At 69.6% G+C, this 14726-nt stretch carries 15 protein-coding genes; 6 read left to right on the top strand and 9 right to left on the bottom strand.

Annotated elements, in window-relative coordinates:
* Positions 1-171: 171 nt before the first annotated feature.
* The 4 genes from AC07OX_RS23595 to mrdA all read left to right on the top strand — a co-directional run bounded on the left by AC07OX_RS23595 (position 172) and on the right by mrdA (position 4927).
* On the top strand, positions 172-1215 hold the full coding sequence (locus AC07OX_RS23595; RefSeq protein WP_056583929.1) for a rod shape-determining protein: 1044 nt from the start codon (positions 172-174) through the stop codon (positions 1213-1215).
* Positions 1216-1301: 86 nt separating this feature from the next.
* Positions 1302-2264 (top strand): rod shape-determining protein MreC, encoded by a 963-nt coding sequence (gene mreC / locus AC07OX_RS23600; RefSeq protein ID WP_062472719.1) that lies wholly within the window; start codon positions 1302-1304, stop codon positions 2262-2264.
* The gene (gene mreD / locus AC07OX_RS23605; protein ID WP_062472721.1) at positions 2261-2782 is read left to right on the top strand and encodes a rod shape-determining protein MreD; all 522 of its coding nucleotides are present in this window, start codon (positions 2261-2263) and stop codon (positions 2780-2782) included. Before mreC ends, mreD begins: the two co-directional genes overlap by 4 nt.
* Positions 2783-2929: 147 nt before the next feature.
* Positions 2930-4927 carry a penicillin-binding protein 2 gene (gene mrdA / locus AC07OX_RS23610; protein ID WP_062472723.1) on the top strand — a complete coding sequence of 666 codons (1998 nt, stop codon included), beginning with the start codon at positions 2930-2932 and terminating at the stop codon, positions 4925-4927.
* Positions 4928-4966: 39 nt separating this feature from the next.
* On the opposite strand, the gene fahA is transcribed toward mrdA, so the two are convergent.
* From fahA to AC07OX_RS23640, 6 genes are all read right to left on the bottom strand, one after another.
* Positions 4967-6232 (bottom strand): fumarylacetoacetase, encoded by a 1266-nt coding sequence (gene fahA, locus AC07OX_RS23615; RefSeq protein WP_495262079.1) that lies wholly within the window; start codon positions 6230-6232, stop codon positions 4967-4969.
* 26 nt (positions 6233-6258) lie between these two features.
* Positions 6259-7233: a Bug family tripartite tricarboxylate transporter substrate binding protein gene (locus tag AC07OX_RS23620; protein ID WP_495262080.1), complete on the bottom strand. Its 975-nt coding sequence runs from the start codon at positions 7231-7233 to the stop codon at positions 6259-6261.
* Positions 7230-8540, bottom strand: coding sequence for a homogentisate 1,2-dioxygenase (hmgA, locus tag AC07OX_RS23625; RefSeq protein WP_495262081.1), 1311 nt, complete (start codon positions 8538-8540; stop codon positions 7230-7232). Before hmgA ends, AC07OX_RS23620 begins: the two co-directional genes overlap by 4 nt.
* Before the next feature lie 45 nt (positions 8541-8585).
* Positions 8586-8780, bottom strand: coding sequence for a DUF2783 domain-containing protein (locus AC07OX_RS23630; protein ID WP_062472729.1), 195 nt, complete (start codon positions 8778-8780; stop codon positions 8586-8588).
* Positions 8781-8785: 5 nt separating this feature from the next.
* Complete coding sequence (locus AC07OX_RS23635; protein WP_495262082.1) at positions 8786-10423, bottom strand: FAD-dependent oxidoreductase; 1638 nt, start codon at positions 10421-10423, stop codon at positions 8786-8788.
* Positions 10424-10487: 64 nt separating this feature from the next.
* Positions 10488-11447 carry an MBL fold metallo-hydrolase gene (locus tag AC07OX_RS23640; RefSeq protein ID WP_062472733.1) on the bottom strand — a complete coding sequence of 320 codons (960 nt, stop codon included), beginning with the start codon at positions 11445-11447 and terminating at the stop codon, positions 10488-10490.
* 149 nt (positions 11448-11596) lie between these two features.
* Between AC07OX_RS23640 and AC07OX_RS23645 the strand changes: the two genes are divergently transcribed.
* Positions 11597-12460 carry an IclR family transcriptional regulator gene (locus tag AC07OX_RS23645; protein ID WP_062472735.1) on the top strand — a complete coding sequence of 288 codons (864 nt, stop codon included), beginning with the start codon at positions 11597-11599 and terminating at the stop codon, positions 12458-12460.
* Positions 12457-13236 carry an SIR2 family NAD-dependent protein deacylase gene (locus AC07OX_RS23650; RefSeq protein WP_495262083.1) on the top strand — a complete coding sequence of 260 codons (780 nt, stop codon included), beginning with the start codon at positions 12457-12459 and terminating at the stop codon, positions 13234-13236. Before AC07OX_RS23645 ends, AC07OX_RS23650 begins: the two co-directional genes overlap by 4 nt.
* A 4-nt stretch (positions 13237-13240) precedes the next feature.
* On the opposite strand, the gene AC07OX_RS23655 is transcribed toward AC07OX_RS23650, so the two are convergent.
* Genes AC07OX_RS23655 through AC07OX_RS23665 form a run of 3 tightly spaced genes read right to left on the bottom strand, consistent with a single transcriptional unit; the run spans position 13241 to position 14719 of the window.
* The gene (locus AC07OX_RS23655) at positions 13241-13735 is read right to left on the bottom strand and encodes a GFA family protein (RefSeq protein ID WP_354345319.1); all 495 of its coding nucleotides are present in this window, start codon (positions 13733-13735) and stop codon (positions 13241-13243) included.
* 16 nt (positions 13736-13751) lie between these two features.
* Positions 13752-13973, bottom strand: a complete 222-nt coding sequence (locus tag AC07OX_RS23660) for a hypothetical protein (RefSeq protein ID WP_062472741.1) — start codon at positions 13971-13973, stop codon at positions 13752-13754.
* A gap of 56 nt (positions 13974-14029) precedes the next feature.
* Positions 14030-14719, bottom strand: coding sequence for an ABC-type transport auxiliary lipoprotein family protein (locus tag AC07OX_RS23665; RefSeq protein ID WP_235926907.1), 690 nt, complete (start codon positions 14717-14719; stop codon positions 14030-14032).
* Positions 14720-14726: the final 7 nt, after the last annotated feature.

Raw genomic sequence — 14726 nt, forward strand, 5'->3', positions numbered from 1 at the left:
GAGGGTGCCGACACGGGATTCAGAGGGGATTCGGTTATTATCCCGCCTTTGCCGCAACCCCCGCGAACGCGCCGGCTTTTGCGCCAAAAACGATCAATTCACCCCGTCAAACGACCCAAAAATAGAGCGACGACCTGCCGATGCGCAGGCCGTGCTCAGAGGATTCCGCACATGTTTGGAGCTTTCCGTCGGTACTTCTCCACCGACCTGGCGATCGACCTCGGCACCGCCAACACCCTGATCTTCGCCCGCAACAAGGGCATCGTGCTGGACGAGCCCTCCGTGGTCGCGATCCGCCACGAAGGCGGCCCCCATGGCAAGAAGGTGATCCAGGCCGTCGGCCGCGAAGCCAAGGCCATGCTGGGCAAGGTGCCCGGCAACATCGAGGCCATTCGCCCGATGAAGGACGGCGTCATTGCCGACTTCGTGATCACCGAGCAGATGATCAAGCAGTTCATCAAGATGGTGCACCCGCGCACGCTGCTCACGCCGAGCCCGCGCATCATCATCTGCGTGCCCTGCGGCTCGACCCAGGTCGAGCGCCGCGCCATCAAGGACGCGGCCGAAGCCGCCGGCGCCACCGCCGTCTACCTCATCGAAGAACCCATGGCCGCGGCCATCGGCGCCGGCCTGCCCGTCAGCGAAGCCTCGGGCTCGATGGTGGTGGACATCGGCGGCGGCACCACCGAAGTGGGCGTGATCTCGCTGGGCGGCATGGTCTACAAGGGTTCGGTCCGTGTGGGCGGTGACCGCTTCGACGAAGCCATCATCAACTACATCCGCCGCAACTACGGCATGCTGATCGGCGAACCGACGGCCGAAGTCATCAAGAAGAACATCGGCTCGGCCTTCCCGGGCTCCGAAGTCAAGGAAATGGAAGTCAAGGGCCGCAACCTCTCCGAAGGCGTGCCGCGCAGCTTCACCATCAGCAGCAACGAAGTGCTGGAAGCCCTGACCGACCCCCTGAACAACATCGTCTCGGCCGTGAAGAACGCGCTGGAACAGACGCCTCCCGAACTGGGCGCCGACATCGCCGAGCGCGGCATGATGCTCACCGGCGGCGGCGCGCTGCTGCGCGACCTCGACCGCCTGCTCGCCGAGGAAACCGGCCTGCCGGTGCTCGTGGCCGAAGACCCGCTGACCTGCGTGGTGCGCGGCTGCGGCATCGCCCTGGAGCGCATGGACCGTCTGGGCAGCATCTTCACGAGCGAGTAAAAGGCGAAAGCCATCATCGGCCGGCCTCTGCTTGCGCAGGCCGGCTTTTTGTTATTTGATGCCGCACCACCGCCGGGTCTGACTACATGCCTCTGGGCACGCTCGATCGCACAGCGCCACCCCTGTTCAACCAGGGGCAATCGGCACTCAGCAAGCTGATCTTCTTCGGCGCGCTCTCGCTCTTCCTCATGGTCGCCGACGCACGCTTTCACCTCGTGAAGCCGATCCGCTCGGCCATCGGCGCGGTGCTCTATCCGGTGCAGATGGCGGCGCTCAAGCCGGTCATGCTGGTGATGGGCGGCAGCCGCTACTTCGAAGAGCTGCAGACCGCGCAGCGCAACGAAGACGAGGCCCGCAAGGCCCTGATGCTGCAGGCCGAGACCGCCAGCCGCGCCGACACGCTGGCACAGGACAACGCCCGCCTGCGCGAGCTGCTCGAGCTGCGCCAGACCACCACCACGCCGGGCCGCCCGGCCGAGGTGCTGTACGACGCGGCCGACCCCTACACGCGCAAGATCGTCATCGACCAGGGCCTCGCCCAAGGCGTGGCCGCCGGCTCGCCGGTGATCGACGCGCGCGGCGTGCTGGGTCAGGTGACGCAGGTGCTGCCCTTCACGAGCGAGGTCACGCTGGTGATCGACCGCGACCTGGCCATTCCCGTGCAGAACACCCGCACCGGCGTGCGCAGCGTGGCCTTCGGCGACGCCTCGGCGCACGGCGGCGGCATGGAGCTGCGCTTCATGGCCGCCAACGCCGACCTGCAGGAGGGCGACCTGCTGTCCACCAGCGGCGTCGACGGCATCTACCCGGCCGGCCTGCCGGTGGCGAAGATCGAACGCATCGAGCGCCGCGCCGACTCGGCCTTCGCGCGCATCTACTGCGTGCCGCTGGCCCGCGTGACCGCGGCGCGCTACGTGCTGGTGCTCGAACCGTCCGGCGCCCCGGTGGCGCCGCCGCACGTCGAGGCCGCGTCCACCCAGCGCAAGCGCCCCGAAGGCAAGCCGGGCGCCGGCAAGAACGAGAAGAAACCGTCGGGAGCCACGCGATGATCAAGCGCCCCGGCCAGCAGCAGCTCTTGCTGCCCGTCAGCCCCGTCTTCATGTGGACCAGCCTGCTCGTGGCGCTGCTGGTCAACATGATCCCCATCGGCCGCGCCGCCTGGATGCCCGACCTGCTGGCGCTGGTGATCGTGTTCTGGGGCGTGCACCAGCCCGCGCGCGTGGGCATCGGCGCGGCCTTCATGTTCGGCCTGCTCATGGACGTGCACCAGTCGTCGATGCTGGGCCAGCATGCGCTGTCCTACACCACGCTGGGCTTCTTCGCGATCATGATCCACCGGCGCCTGCTGTGGTACCCGGTGCTCTCGCAGGCGCTGCAGGTGCTGCCGCTGTTTGCGTTGTCGCAGTTCATCGAGGTGATCACGCGCATGATCGGCGGCGGCGTGTTCCCGGGCTGGGGCGTGCTGGTCTCGCCGGCCCTCGAGGCGGCGCTGTGGCCGCTGGCCACCGCGCTGCTGCTGGCGCCCCAGCGTCGCACGCCCGAACCCGACGAGAACCGCCCCCTCTAGTCATGGTGCCCCCCGGCTTTTCACTTCGCTTCGCTGCGTGTAACTCCACCCCCCGAGGGGGAGGCGCGGCCCGCCTTGGGGCGGCCCGGCGGCGGCCGCCCGTCGCATTTGCCATCGCACCTGCGCACGCCTAAGCTTCCTGACGCCATGACCGAAATCCGCAACGTTGCCGCCGACCTGGCGCGCTTCAAGCGCCGCGTGATCGTCATCGGCCTGGCGGTGCTGTTCGCCTTCAGCCTGCTGGGCTCGCGGCTGGTCTACCTGCAGGTCGTGCGCCATGCCGACCTGGCCGAGCAGGCCGAGAGCAACCGCACGGCCGTGGTGCCGGTGGTGCCGAACCGGGGGCTCATCCTCGACCGCAACGGCATCGTGCTGGCCTCCAACTACTCGGCCTACACGCTGGAGATCACGCCCTCCAAGGTCGGTGACGTCGAGGAGACCATCAACAGCCTGACCAGCGTGCTCGAGGTGTCGCCGCGCGACCGCCGCCGCTTCAAGCGCCTGCGCGAAGACTCGCGCAGCTTCGACTCCATTCCGATCCGCACCCGCCTGAGCGACGAGGAAGTGGCGCGCTTCGCGGCGCAGCGCTACCGCTTCCCGGGCGTGGAGATCAAGGCGCGCCTGTTCCGCAACTACCCGCAGGGCGAGCTGGCCTCGCACGTGCTGGGCTACATCGGCCGCATCAACCAGCGCGAAAAGACTGCGATGGAAGACTGGGACGAGGAAGACCAGGCCAACTACAAAGGCACCGACTACATCGGCAAGCTGGGCATCGAGCAGAGCTACGAGAAGATGCTGCACGGCCAGACCGGCGTCGAGCAGATGGAAACCTCGGCCGGCGGGCGCGCCGTGCGCCGGCTCGCCAGCCACCCGGCCACGCCGGGCAACACCGTCATGCTGTCGCTGGACATCAAGCTGCAGAAGCTGGTGGAAGACATGTATGGCGACCGGCGCGGCGCGCTCGTGGCCATCGACCCCAAGACCGGCGAGGTGCTGGCCTTCGTGAGCAAGCCCACCTTCGACCCCAACCTCTTCGTCGAGGGCATCGACACCGAGAGCTGGCAGGCGCTCACCGAATCGATCGACAAGCCGCTGCTCAACCGCGCGCTGCGCGGCACCTACCCGCCGGGCTCCACCTACAAGCCCTTCATGGCGCTGGCGGCGCTGCAGACCGGCAAGCGTGCCGCCAGCGTGGTGGTGAACGACCCCGGCTACTTCAACTTCGGCGGCCACCGCTTCGGCAGCCCCGAGGGCTACCTGGGCGGCGTCGACATGCGCCGCTCGATCCAGGTGTCGAGCAACATCTACTACTACTCGCTGGCCAACGAGATGGGCGTGGACCTGATCCACGACTTCATGAAGCCGATGGGCTTCGGCCAGATCACCGGCATCGACCTGGGCGGCGAGGTGCGCGGCGTGCTGCCCAGCACCGAATGGAAGCGCAACGCCTACAAGCGGCCCGAGCAGAAGAAGTGGTACGCGGGCGAGACCATCTCGCTGGGCATCGGCCAGGGCTACAACGCCTTCACCATGCTGCAGCTGGCGCAGGCCACGGCCATCGTGGCCGACGGCGGCATGAAGCACCGGCCGCACCTGGCGCTGGCGATGCGCAACACGGTCAGCGGGCAGGTCGTGCCGCTGCCGCAGCCGCCGGCCGAGAACCTGGGCTACACGGCGGCCAACGTGGCGGTGATCCGCGAGGGCCTGACCAGCGTGGTCACCAGCGGCACCGCGCGCGGCGTGTTCGCGGGCGCGGGCTACCAGGCGGCCGGCAAGACCGGCACGGCGCAGGCCGTGACGCAGGCCAAGAACACCAAGTACAACGCGCGCGCGCTCGAAGAACACCAGCGCGACCACGCGCTGTTCATGGCCTACGCACCGGCCAACAACCCGAAGATCGCGCTCGCCGTCATCGTCGAGAACGCCGGCTGGGGCGCGGGCGCTGCGGCGCCTCTCGCGCGCCGCGTGTTCGACTACTGGCTCATGGACCAGTACCCGAGCGAGGCCGACATGGCCGCCGTGCGCATCGGCCGCGCGGGCGCGCCGATGGGCAAGCCGCGCGTGGCCAGCGAGGTGGCCTGGCCCGCGGCGGCCGCGGTGCCGGCACCGGCGGGCGCGGCATCGTCGGCGGCGCCGACGCCCTGACAGGCGCCCCCCCGGGGCGCACCGTCTCTTAAGCCAGGGTCAGACCACCGTCCCGGCGACTTCACCCAGGCCGATGCGCACCGCGCCTTCGCGCTCGCACCAGCCGCGCATCACCAGCGTGTCGCCATCTTCCAGGAAGGTGCGCTTCTCGCCGTTCGGCAGCGTGACCGGCTGCTTGCCGCCCAGCGTGAGTTCCATCAGCGAGCCGGCCTGGTCGGGCTGCGGGCCCGACAGCGTGCCCGAGCCCAGCAGGTCGCCGGGCTGCAGGTTGCAGCCGTTCACCGTGTGGTGCGTGATGAGCTGCGCGGCGGTCCAGTAGGCGGCCTCGGTGGTGTTGCCCAGCGTGAGGCGCACGGGCGCCACGCCGTCGGCGCGCATCTTCGCGGTCTGCAACAGCACTTCGAGCGTGATGTCGAGCGCGCCGCTGGCGCGGTTCGAGGGCGCATCGAGGTAGGGCAGCGGTTGCGGGTCTTCGGCGGGACGCTCGAACTTCGCGCGGAACGGCGCCAGCGCTTCGGTCGTCACGATCCAGGGCGACAGCGTGCTGGCGAAGTTCTTGGCCAGGAACGGGCCCAGCGGCTGGTATTCCCAGGCCTGCAGGTCGCGCGCCGACCAGTCGTTGAGCAGGGTCACGCCGAACAGGTGGTCTTCGGCATCGCCGATGGCGATGGGTTCGCCCAGCGCATTGCCGCGGCCCACGAGGAAGCCCAGCTCCAGTTCGTAGTCGAGCCGCTTCGAGGGGCCGAAGCTCGGCGCCACGGCGTCGGGCGCCTTGGTCTGGCCCTGCGGGCGCTTGAAGGTCTGACCGCTCACGCCGATCGACGAGGCGCGGCCGTGATAACCGATGGGCACCCACTTGTAGTTGGGCATCAGCGGCTGGTCGGGACGGAACAGCTTGCCGATGGTGGTGGCGTGGTGGATGCCCGTGTAGAAGTCGGTGTAGTCGCCGATGCGGCAGGGCACGGTCATCTCGGCCTGGGCCTGCGCCAGCAGGGCCTTCGACCATGCGGCCTGCTGGCCACTGCCTTCGGCGAGGCCCGCGGAGATCGCGGCGCGCAGGGCCTGGCGGTCTTTCACCGAGGCGTTCATCAGCACGTTCATGTCGTCGGTGTCGATGAGGCCGGTGGCGCGCAGGTCGAGGATCTGGTCGCCGATGGCCACGCCGATGCGGAAGGCCTCGCTGCTGCCGGCGGCGCGGAAGCGGCCGAAGGGCAGGTTCTGGATCGGGAAGTCGGTGCCGGCCACGTTGGCGGCGGCGACCCAGCTGCGCAGCTTCGGGTCGTGGGTGGCGTTGAGTGCGGTCATGGAGGTCTTTCGGTTCTTGAATCGGATCAGTCTGCGGTCATGCCCGCTTTTTTGGCGACGTCGCCCAGGCGCTTGTATTCGGTGTCGGTGAGCGTGGTGAGCTCCTGCGCGCTCGAGCCGCGCGGCGAGAAGCCGGCCTGCTGCAGCTTGGCCTTCACGTCGGGCATGGCGAGCGCTTCGACGAAGGCTTCGTTCAGCGCCTTCACGATCGGCGCCGGCAGCTTTGCCGGGCCATACACGCCGAACCACGGCTCCAGCGCATAGCCCTTGAGGCCCGCTTCGGCCATCGTCGGCACGTCGGGCAGCGAGGGCGAGCGCGTGGAGCCCGCCACCGCCAGCGCGCGCAGCTTGCCGGCCTGGATGTGCGGCAGCGACGCCGGCAGGTTGTCGAACATCACGCCGATGGTGTTGCCCAGCATGTCGGTGATGGCCGGGCCGCTGCCCTTGTAGGCCACGTGCGTGAGCTCGGTGCCGGTCATCTGCGCGAACATCACGCCGGCCAGGTTCATCGAGGTGCCGGCGCCCGCGGTGGCGTAAGGCAGGCCGGGGTTCTTCTTCGCGGCGGCGATGAGCTCGGGCACGGTCTTGATGGCCGAACTTGCGGGCACTTCGAGCACGATGGTCGACATGCCCAGCAGGCTGATGGCCGTGAAGTCCTTGCGCGGGTCGAAGGCCATCGACTTGTAGATGTGCGGGTTCAGCGCGTTGGTCGAGATGGCGCCGAAGCCGATCGTGTAGCCGTCGGGCGCGGCCTTGGCCACGGCGTCCATGCCGATGTTGCCGCCCGCGCCGCCGCGGTTGTCGATGAGCACGGGCTGGCCCAGCTTCTCCGACACCTTCTGGCCCACGGTGCGCGCCACGAGGTCGGTGGTGCCGCCGGCCGTGTAGGGCACGATGAACTTGATGGGCTTGGCCGGAAAGTCGGCCGCGTGCGCCAGCAGGGGCGCGGCCAGCAGCGCGAGGGCCGCGGCGCGGCGGGTGAGGGTGAGAGCGTGCGTCATGCCTTGAATTGGTCCTTCAACCCTGCCCAGCAGTCGGTGTAGTCGGTGTCGAGCGCCGGGCTTTGCAGCGCGAAGTTCGTCGGGATGAAACGGTAGCGGCTCTCGAACATGAAGGCCAGCGTGTTGTCCAGCTTGTGCGGCTTGAGGTCGGCGTGCGTGGCCTTGTCGAAGGCTTCCTCGTCGGGCCCGTGCGGCACCATGCAGTTGTGCAGGCTCGCGCCGCCGGGCTTGAAGCCGCCCGGCTTGGCGTCGTACTCGCCGAGCACCAGGCCCATGAACTCGCTCATGAGGTTGCGGTGGAACCAGGGCGGGCGGAAGGTGTTTTCCATCACCATCCAGCGCGGCGGGAAGATCACGAAGTCGCAGTTGGCCGTGCCGGGGGTGTCGCTCGGCGAGGTCAGCACGGTGAAGATCGAGGGATCGGGATGGTCGAAGCTGATCGAGCCGATGACCATGAAGTGCGCCGTGTCGTACTTCACCGGCGCGAGGTTGCCGTGCCAGGCGACCACGTTGAAGGGCGACTGCTTGGTCGGCGCCTTCCAGAAGCGGCCGCCGAATTTCTTGACGAGCTCGTAGGCGCCGCCGTCTTCCTCGAAGGCCGCCACGGGCGCCTGGAAGTCGCGTGCGTTGGCCAGGCCGTTGGAGCCGATCGGGCCCAGCTCGGGCAGGCGGAAATGCGCGCCGTAGTTCTCGCAGACATAGCCGCGAGAGAGGCCGTCGGGCAGCGCGACCTTGAAGACCATGCCGCGCGGCAGCACCGCGATCTCGCCGGGCTTGACGTCGAGCACGCCGAGCTCGGTCGTGATCACGAGGCGGCCCTGCTGCGGCACGATCAGCATTTCGCCGTCGGCGTTGACGAAGGCGCGCTTCTCCATCGAGCGCCCCGCCAGGTACATCAGCGAGCCGATGCCGACCTGCGATTCGGCATCGCCGTTGGCGGCCAGCGTGTGCATGCCGTCGATGAAGTCGACGTCGGCCGCGCCGTCCAACGGCAACGGGCCCCAGCGCATCGGCTCCGGCGGCAGCGCGATCTCGCGGTCGGCGCCGGTGGTCCAGTGCGCCTGCGCGTAGGGCTGGTAGCGGCCCGACACCACCGAGGGTTGGCGGCGGTACAGCCAGGTGCGGCGGTTCTCGTGGCGTGGTGCCGTGAAGGCGGTGCCCGAGAGCAGCTCGGTGTACAGGTCGAAGGGGCCGCGCTGCGGGTTGTTGCGGCCTTGCGGCAGCGCACCGGGCACGGCCTCGGAGGCGTATTCATTGCCGAAGCCGCTCTGGTAGCGCCGTTCGGAGGCGAGTGTTGCTTGGGTCATGGGCTTCTCTTTCGAAAATCGCGATGAGGTGGAAGTGTGCGGGGCTCAGCCGGCGCGCGCCGCGTCGAAGGCTTCGCGCAGCACGGCCAGCGAGCCGACGTGGTTGGCCAGCACGAGCACGAGCCGTGCGTTGAAGGCGTGGCTTTCCTCGGTGGAAAGCCCCTGGTGGGCCTCGATGAGCGCCTCGTAGAAATCGTCGGGCGCTTCGAGGTTCGGCGTGGTGATCAGTTGCGGTTGCATCGGAGTCATGCCTTTGCCAGTGCGTGGTCGAGGGCCGTGCGCAGGTTCGCTGCCGTGGGGTGGCGCCAGCGCGCGCACACGTGCTGGTCGGGCCGCAGCAGGTAGACGGTGCCGGGCTGCGCGTCGTAGCGCTGCGTGGCGAGTTCGGTGTCGGCGCCGGTGCCTTCCACGCGCACCACATGCAGCGCGAGGTCGCTGCTCTTCAACGCCTGCAGGCTGCGCTCGGCGGCGTCGCCGGTGCCGAACACCAGCGCGGTGAAGCGCGCCACATGGCATTCGCGCAGCAGCCAGCCGGTGCTGCCGTCGGCGCGCCGCACGGGCGCGTCGGCCGCGACGGCGCCGGGCACCATCGCGCCGGCGAAGGTGTCGGCATCGGGCGTGTTGAGCGGCGAGTCGCGCAGCACCGTGGCCACCGACAGCCGCCCGCTGTTGACCAGCGAGCGCGCGAAGGCGTGGCGCTTGGTCAGCTCGAGCACCGCGTCGCGGAAGAGGCGGCTCACCTCGCTCTTGGGCGTGATGAAGTCGGTGGCGCGCGTCGAATTGCGGATGTTCTCGTCGGCCGCGTATTCGCGCTCGCTGGCGTAGCTGTCGAGCAGCGCATCGGGCGCGTCGCCGGCCAGCACGGCCGCGAGTTTCCAGGCGAGGTTGTCGGCGTCCTGCACGCCCGAGTTGGCGCCGCGCGCACCGAAGGGCGACACGCCGTGCGCCGAGTCGCCCGCGAACAGCACGCGGCCGTGGCGGAAGCGCTCCATGCGCTGGCAGGCGAAGGTGTAGACGCTGGCCCAGCCGATCTGGAACTGCACGCCTTCGAAGCCGATGCTGTCCAGCAGCGCGCGCACGCGCGGCGTGATGCGCTCGGGCTTGCGCTCTTCCACCGGGTCGGCGTCCCAGCCGAGCTGGAAGTCGACGCGCCACATGCCGTCGGCCTGCTTGTGCAGCAGCACGCTCTGGCCGGGGTGGAACGAGGGGTCGAACCAGAAGCGGCGCTCGGTGGGCAGCTGCGCGTCCATCGTGATGTCGGCGATCAGGAAGCGGTCGCGGAACACGCGGCCCTTGGCCTCCTGCCCCAGCATCTGGCGCAGGTTGGAGCGCGAGCCGTCGCAGGCGGCCACGTAGCCGGCCTGCAGGCGGTACTCGCCCTCGGGCGTTTCGACCGTGAGCACTGCGCCATCCTCGCCTTGCTCGATGCCCGTCACCTTGTTGTTCCAGCGCAGGTCGATCAGCGGCAGCGCCGCGGCGCGTTCGACGAGGTAGCCCTCGACGTAGTACTGCTGCAGGTTGATGAAGGCCGGGCGCTCGTGGCCGGGCTCGGGCAGCAGGTCGAAGCGGTAGACCTGCTCGTCATGGAAGAACACCTTGCCGACGTTCCACGACACGCCCTTGTCCACCATGCGGTCGCCGCAGCCGAGGCGGTCGAACACCTCGAGCGTGCGCTTGGCGAAGCAGATCGCGCGCGACCCGCTGGACAGGCTGTTGTCGTTGTCGAGCAGCACCACGGGAATCTGGCGCAGGGCGAGGTCGATGGCGAGCGTGAGGCCCACCGGGCCGGCACCCACGACCACCACGGGGTGGCGGGCGGGCGCGGCGGCGTCCTGGTCGGCGTGGCGGGTGTAGTCGAAGCGCAGGCTTTGATAGTCGATCACGTGGTGTCTCCGTGTCCTTGTCGTTCCCGTCGCCTTCCCCGCGCGGGGGAAGGTCGCGGCGTGATCAGCCTTCCAGGGCCTTCCACATGTCGATGTCGCGCTGGGCCGTCCACACGCGCGGGTCGGCGTGGCCCGAGGCCTCGTCGTAGGCGCGGCTCACGTCGAAGGGCATGCAGTGGTCGAAGATGACCCACTGCTGGTACTTGGGCTGCAGCTTCGCGTAGGTTTCCTTGTAGACCGCGTTCAGGTCGCGGCCGGCCTTCACGCCTTCCTGCACGCTGGCGTACACGTCGGAGATGAAGGCCCGCGTGCCGTTCAGGCCCTCGGCCACGGCTTCGGGCGTGGTCAGCGCGGCGCCGCGGCCCGGCACCAGGGCCAGGGGCTTCAGGGCGGCGATGTTGTCCAGCGTCTGCGGCCAGTCCTGGAAGTAGGCGTCGCCGGCGTACGGCGTGGCGCCGAACTCGACCAGGTCGCCCGACAGCAGCGCGCGCTCCTGGGGCAGCCAGACGACCGTGTCGCCCTTGGTGTGGCCGCGGCCCAGCTGCAGCAGCTGCACTTCGAGCTTGCCCAGCCACAGCGTCATCTTGCCGGTGAAGGTCATGGTGGGCCAGGTCAGGCCCGGGGGCACCGTCTCCACGTTCTGGAACAGGCGCGGGAAGCGGCCGATTTCGCTGGCCTTGTCTTCCTCGCCGCGCTCCACGATCAGGTCGCGCGTGTCCTGGCTGGCCAGGATGTGTTCGGCGCCGTAGCCCGCCGCGCCCAGCACGCGCACCGCGTGGTAGTGGGTGAGCACCACGTACTTGATGGGCTTGTCGGTCACTTCGCGGATGCGGCGCACCACGTCGGCGGCCATCGCGGGCGTGGCCTGGGTGTCGGCCACCAGCACGCAGTCGTCGCCAATGATGATCCCGGTGTTGGGGTCGCCCTCGGCCGTGTAGGCCCAGGCGTGCTCCGAGATCTGGCTGAAGGTGATCTTCTTTTCTTCCAGGTCGGCCTGGCTGGCGAATTTCTTGGCTTGGCTCATCGTGTGTCTCCGGTGGGGTGGTTTTGGGATTCGCCTTATTCGTTTAAGGCGAACGAGTTTGCAGATAACGAATGCGCGGAGTGTAAGCCCGAGATCAGTTCATGTCTAATGCCTTCTTCATGAACGAACAACCAGACGGCAAGGCGGCCATGGCAGCGACTGACACCGACCGCGCCCAGCGCGGCATCCAGAGCATCGAAGTCGGCGGGCAGCTGCTGCGCGCGCTGGTGCACCACGGCCGCCCGATGGCGCTCAAAGACCTTGCCCGCGAAGCGGACATGACGGCCGCCAAGGCCCACCCGTACATGGTGAGCTTCGGCCGGCTGGGCCTCATCGAGCAGGACCGCGCCAGCGGCCACTATCTGCTCGGCCCGCTGGCCTTGCAACTGGGGCTGATCAGCCTGCAGCAGGCCGACCCGGTGCACATCGCCACGCCGCTGATCGGCCAGCTCGCGCAGCAGATCGGCCACACCGTGGCGCTGGCCGTGTGGGGCGCGCGCGGCGCGACCATCGTGCGCACGGCCGAGTCGCCCTCGCCGGTGCACGTGAACATGCGCCACGGCACCGTGTTCTCGCTCACCAACACGGCCTCGGGCCGCGTCTTCGCCGCCTACCTCGACCCGGCGGTGGTGCGCGCGCAGCTCGAGGACGAGCGCCAGCGCCAGAAGCAGCGCAAGGGCGCCGCCGAGCCCGCGCCGCCGGCCGGCATGCCGCCGGTGCAGCCGCTGCCCTCGTGGAGCGACTTCGAACGCCAGTGCCAGGAAGTGCGCGACCACGGCATCAGCCGCTCCGACGGCGAGGTGATCGAGGGCGTGAGCGCCATGGCCGCGCCCGTGTTCGACCACACGGGCGCCATCGTGCTGGCCGTGACCGCCATCGGCCCGGCCGGCATCTTCCACACCGCCTGGGACGGCGAGATCGCGCGCGCACTCAAGGCCTGCGCGGGCACGGTGTCGCAGCGCCTGGGCGCGAGCGCCACCGGCGCCGTGGTTCCCTCCGTTTCCGATCGATGACCCTGTTTTCTTCCGCCTTGTCTTCCACGTCTTCTTCTTCCTCCGACGACCTCGCGCTGCGCATCGACCGCACCGTCGCGCTGCTGCGCGGCGCGCGGCGCATCGTGGTCTTCTCGGGCGCGGGCTTGTCCAAGGCCTCGGGCATCCCGACCTACCGCGACGCCGACGGCCTGTGGATGAGCCAGAGCGCGCTCAAGTTCTCGCATGCCGACGACCTCGCGCGCGACCCGGGCGGCTTCACGAAGTTCTGGGCCCAGCGCCTGTCGCTGATCGAGACTGCGTCGCCCAACCCCGGCCACCTCGCGCTCGCGCAACTGCAGCGGCTGCGCCCTGCGACCCGGCTCATCACGCAGAACGTCGACGGCCTGCTCGGCAAGGCCGGCGGGCAGGATGTGCTGGAGCTGCACGGCTCGCTGCGCCGCTGGCGCTGCGACCACTGCGGCAACCGCAGCGGCCCGTGGCCCTTTCACCGCTGCCTGCGCTGCGGCTCGCACGCGCGGCCCGATGTGGTCATGTTCGGCGAGATGCTGAACGCCGGCGTGCTGCTCGACGCGCAGGTGGCCGCGCAGGAGTCCGACCTGTTCCTGGTGGTCGGCAGCACCACCATCGTCTACCCGGCGGCCGAACTGCCCAAGCTGGCGATGGCGCGCGGTGCGCGGCTGGTCACGCTCAACATCGAGCCGCTGCCGCACCTGGACGATGCGGCGGCGGTGGTGTTGCGGGGGGCGTCGGAAGACCTGTTGCCGAAGTTGGTCGCCGGCATGGTCGGCGACTGAAGCGCTAGCCGGCCCGCATCTTCTCGCGCAGCACGCGCCAGCGCGCGAGGCTCTCGGCGGGCCAGTAGTCCTTGCGGTCGTAGTACTCGTGCACCGCCGCTGCGCCGGGCGGCAGCACCACCCACGGCTGCTTGGACATCGTGAAGATGTGCAGGTCCGGCGGCAGCCGGTCGGGCGTGTCGAGCGTGCCCACGCGGATGAAGCTCACGGCGTCGCCGGCGCCTGCGTAGTGGCTCCACAGCGCGACATGGCAGGCCGGGCAGCGCGCGTAGGTCTGGCCGCGTCCGCTGGCCGAGGGCGTGAGCACCAGATCGACCGCGCCCTGCAGCACCTGCACATGCTCGGGTTCGATGAGCGCGTTGAGCGCGAAGGACGAGCCCGTCTCGCGCTGGCACCAGCGGCAGTGGCAGCAGTGCACGAACAGCGGCGGGGCGTTCAGGCGGTAGCGCACCTGCCGGCAGGTGCAGCCGCCTTCCAGCGGCACGAAGGCGTCGGCCATGGTGGTGGTCGGGCGCTCAGCCCTTCTTGCCACCCAGCAGCACCAGCGCGCCGCCCACCACGATCGCTGCCACGCCGGCCCAGGCCGGGATGTTGACGGTCTGTTTTTCCTTCACCGAGAACTCCAGCGGGCCCAGCTTGGCCTGGTGCGTTTCCTTGGTGAAGCTGAAGCCGCCCAGGCCGAGCCCGGCGATGCCGGCCACGACCAGCAGGATGCCGACGATGCGCGTTGCGTTCATGGGACGGGTCTCCTCAGGGTTGGTTGGAAAGAAGAGAAAAGCAGGTCGCCGACGGTTCAGCGCCGCGGCGCCGCCGTGCGCGGCTGCGGCGGCTCCTGCTGTTGCAGCTGGTCGACCCACTGCACGACCTCGGCCATGGCCGCGTCGCTCGCCGCGATGAGCGCCTTCACGCCGCCGGGCGCGTCGGCGCTGGCGGCGGGGCGGCGCACGGTGAAGGTGCGCTGGCCCATCACGCGGTCGCCGCCGGTGGCGGTGCGGACCAGCGTGGCGCGCAGGCGCACCAGGCCCGTGCTGCTGGCGGGCGCGTCGAAGTAGTGGCTGAACTCGTCGAGCGAGATGCGCAGCGTGTCGGGCACGATGCCCTCGGTGCGCGCGAGCGTCGCGCTCTCTTCGGGGCCGAGCACGGTGCGGCGCTCGGCCAGCGTGTCGCGCAGCCGCTGGCGCAGCAGCTGCGCGGGCGGCAGGCTCCAGCGCGACTGGCCGTAGGGGCGCAGCTCGTTGGCGTCGGCGTAGCCCAGGCGGTACAGGATCTGCGTGCCGTCCAGGCGCGTGTTGCTGTCGAACTCCGCGAGGGACAGCGCCGGCAGCGCGGTGGCCGGCGCGGCAGCGGCGGCAGGTGCGGCGGCCGAAAGACCGGGGCCGAAGTCGTACAGCGTGGCGCGCGCCGGCTTGTCGGGCAGCATGCCGCAGCCGGCGACCAGCAGCACGCAGCCGAGGCTGGCGAGGGCGGGGAGGGTGTTCTTCATGCGCATG

Source organism: Variovorax sp. GW821-FHT09D07 (assembly GCF_059416345.1).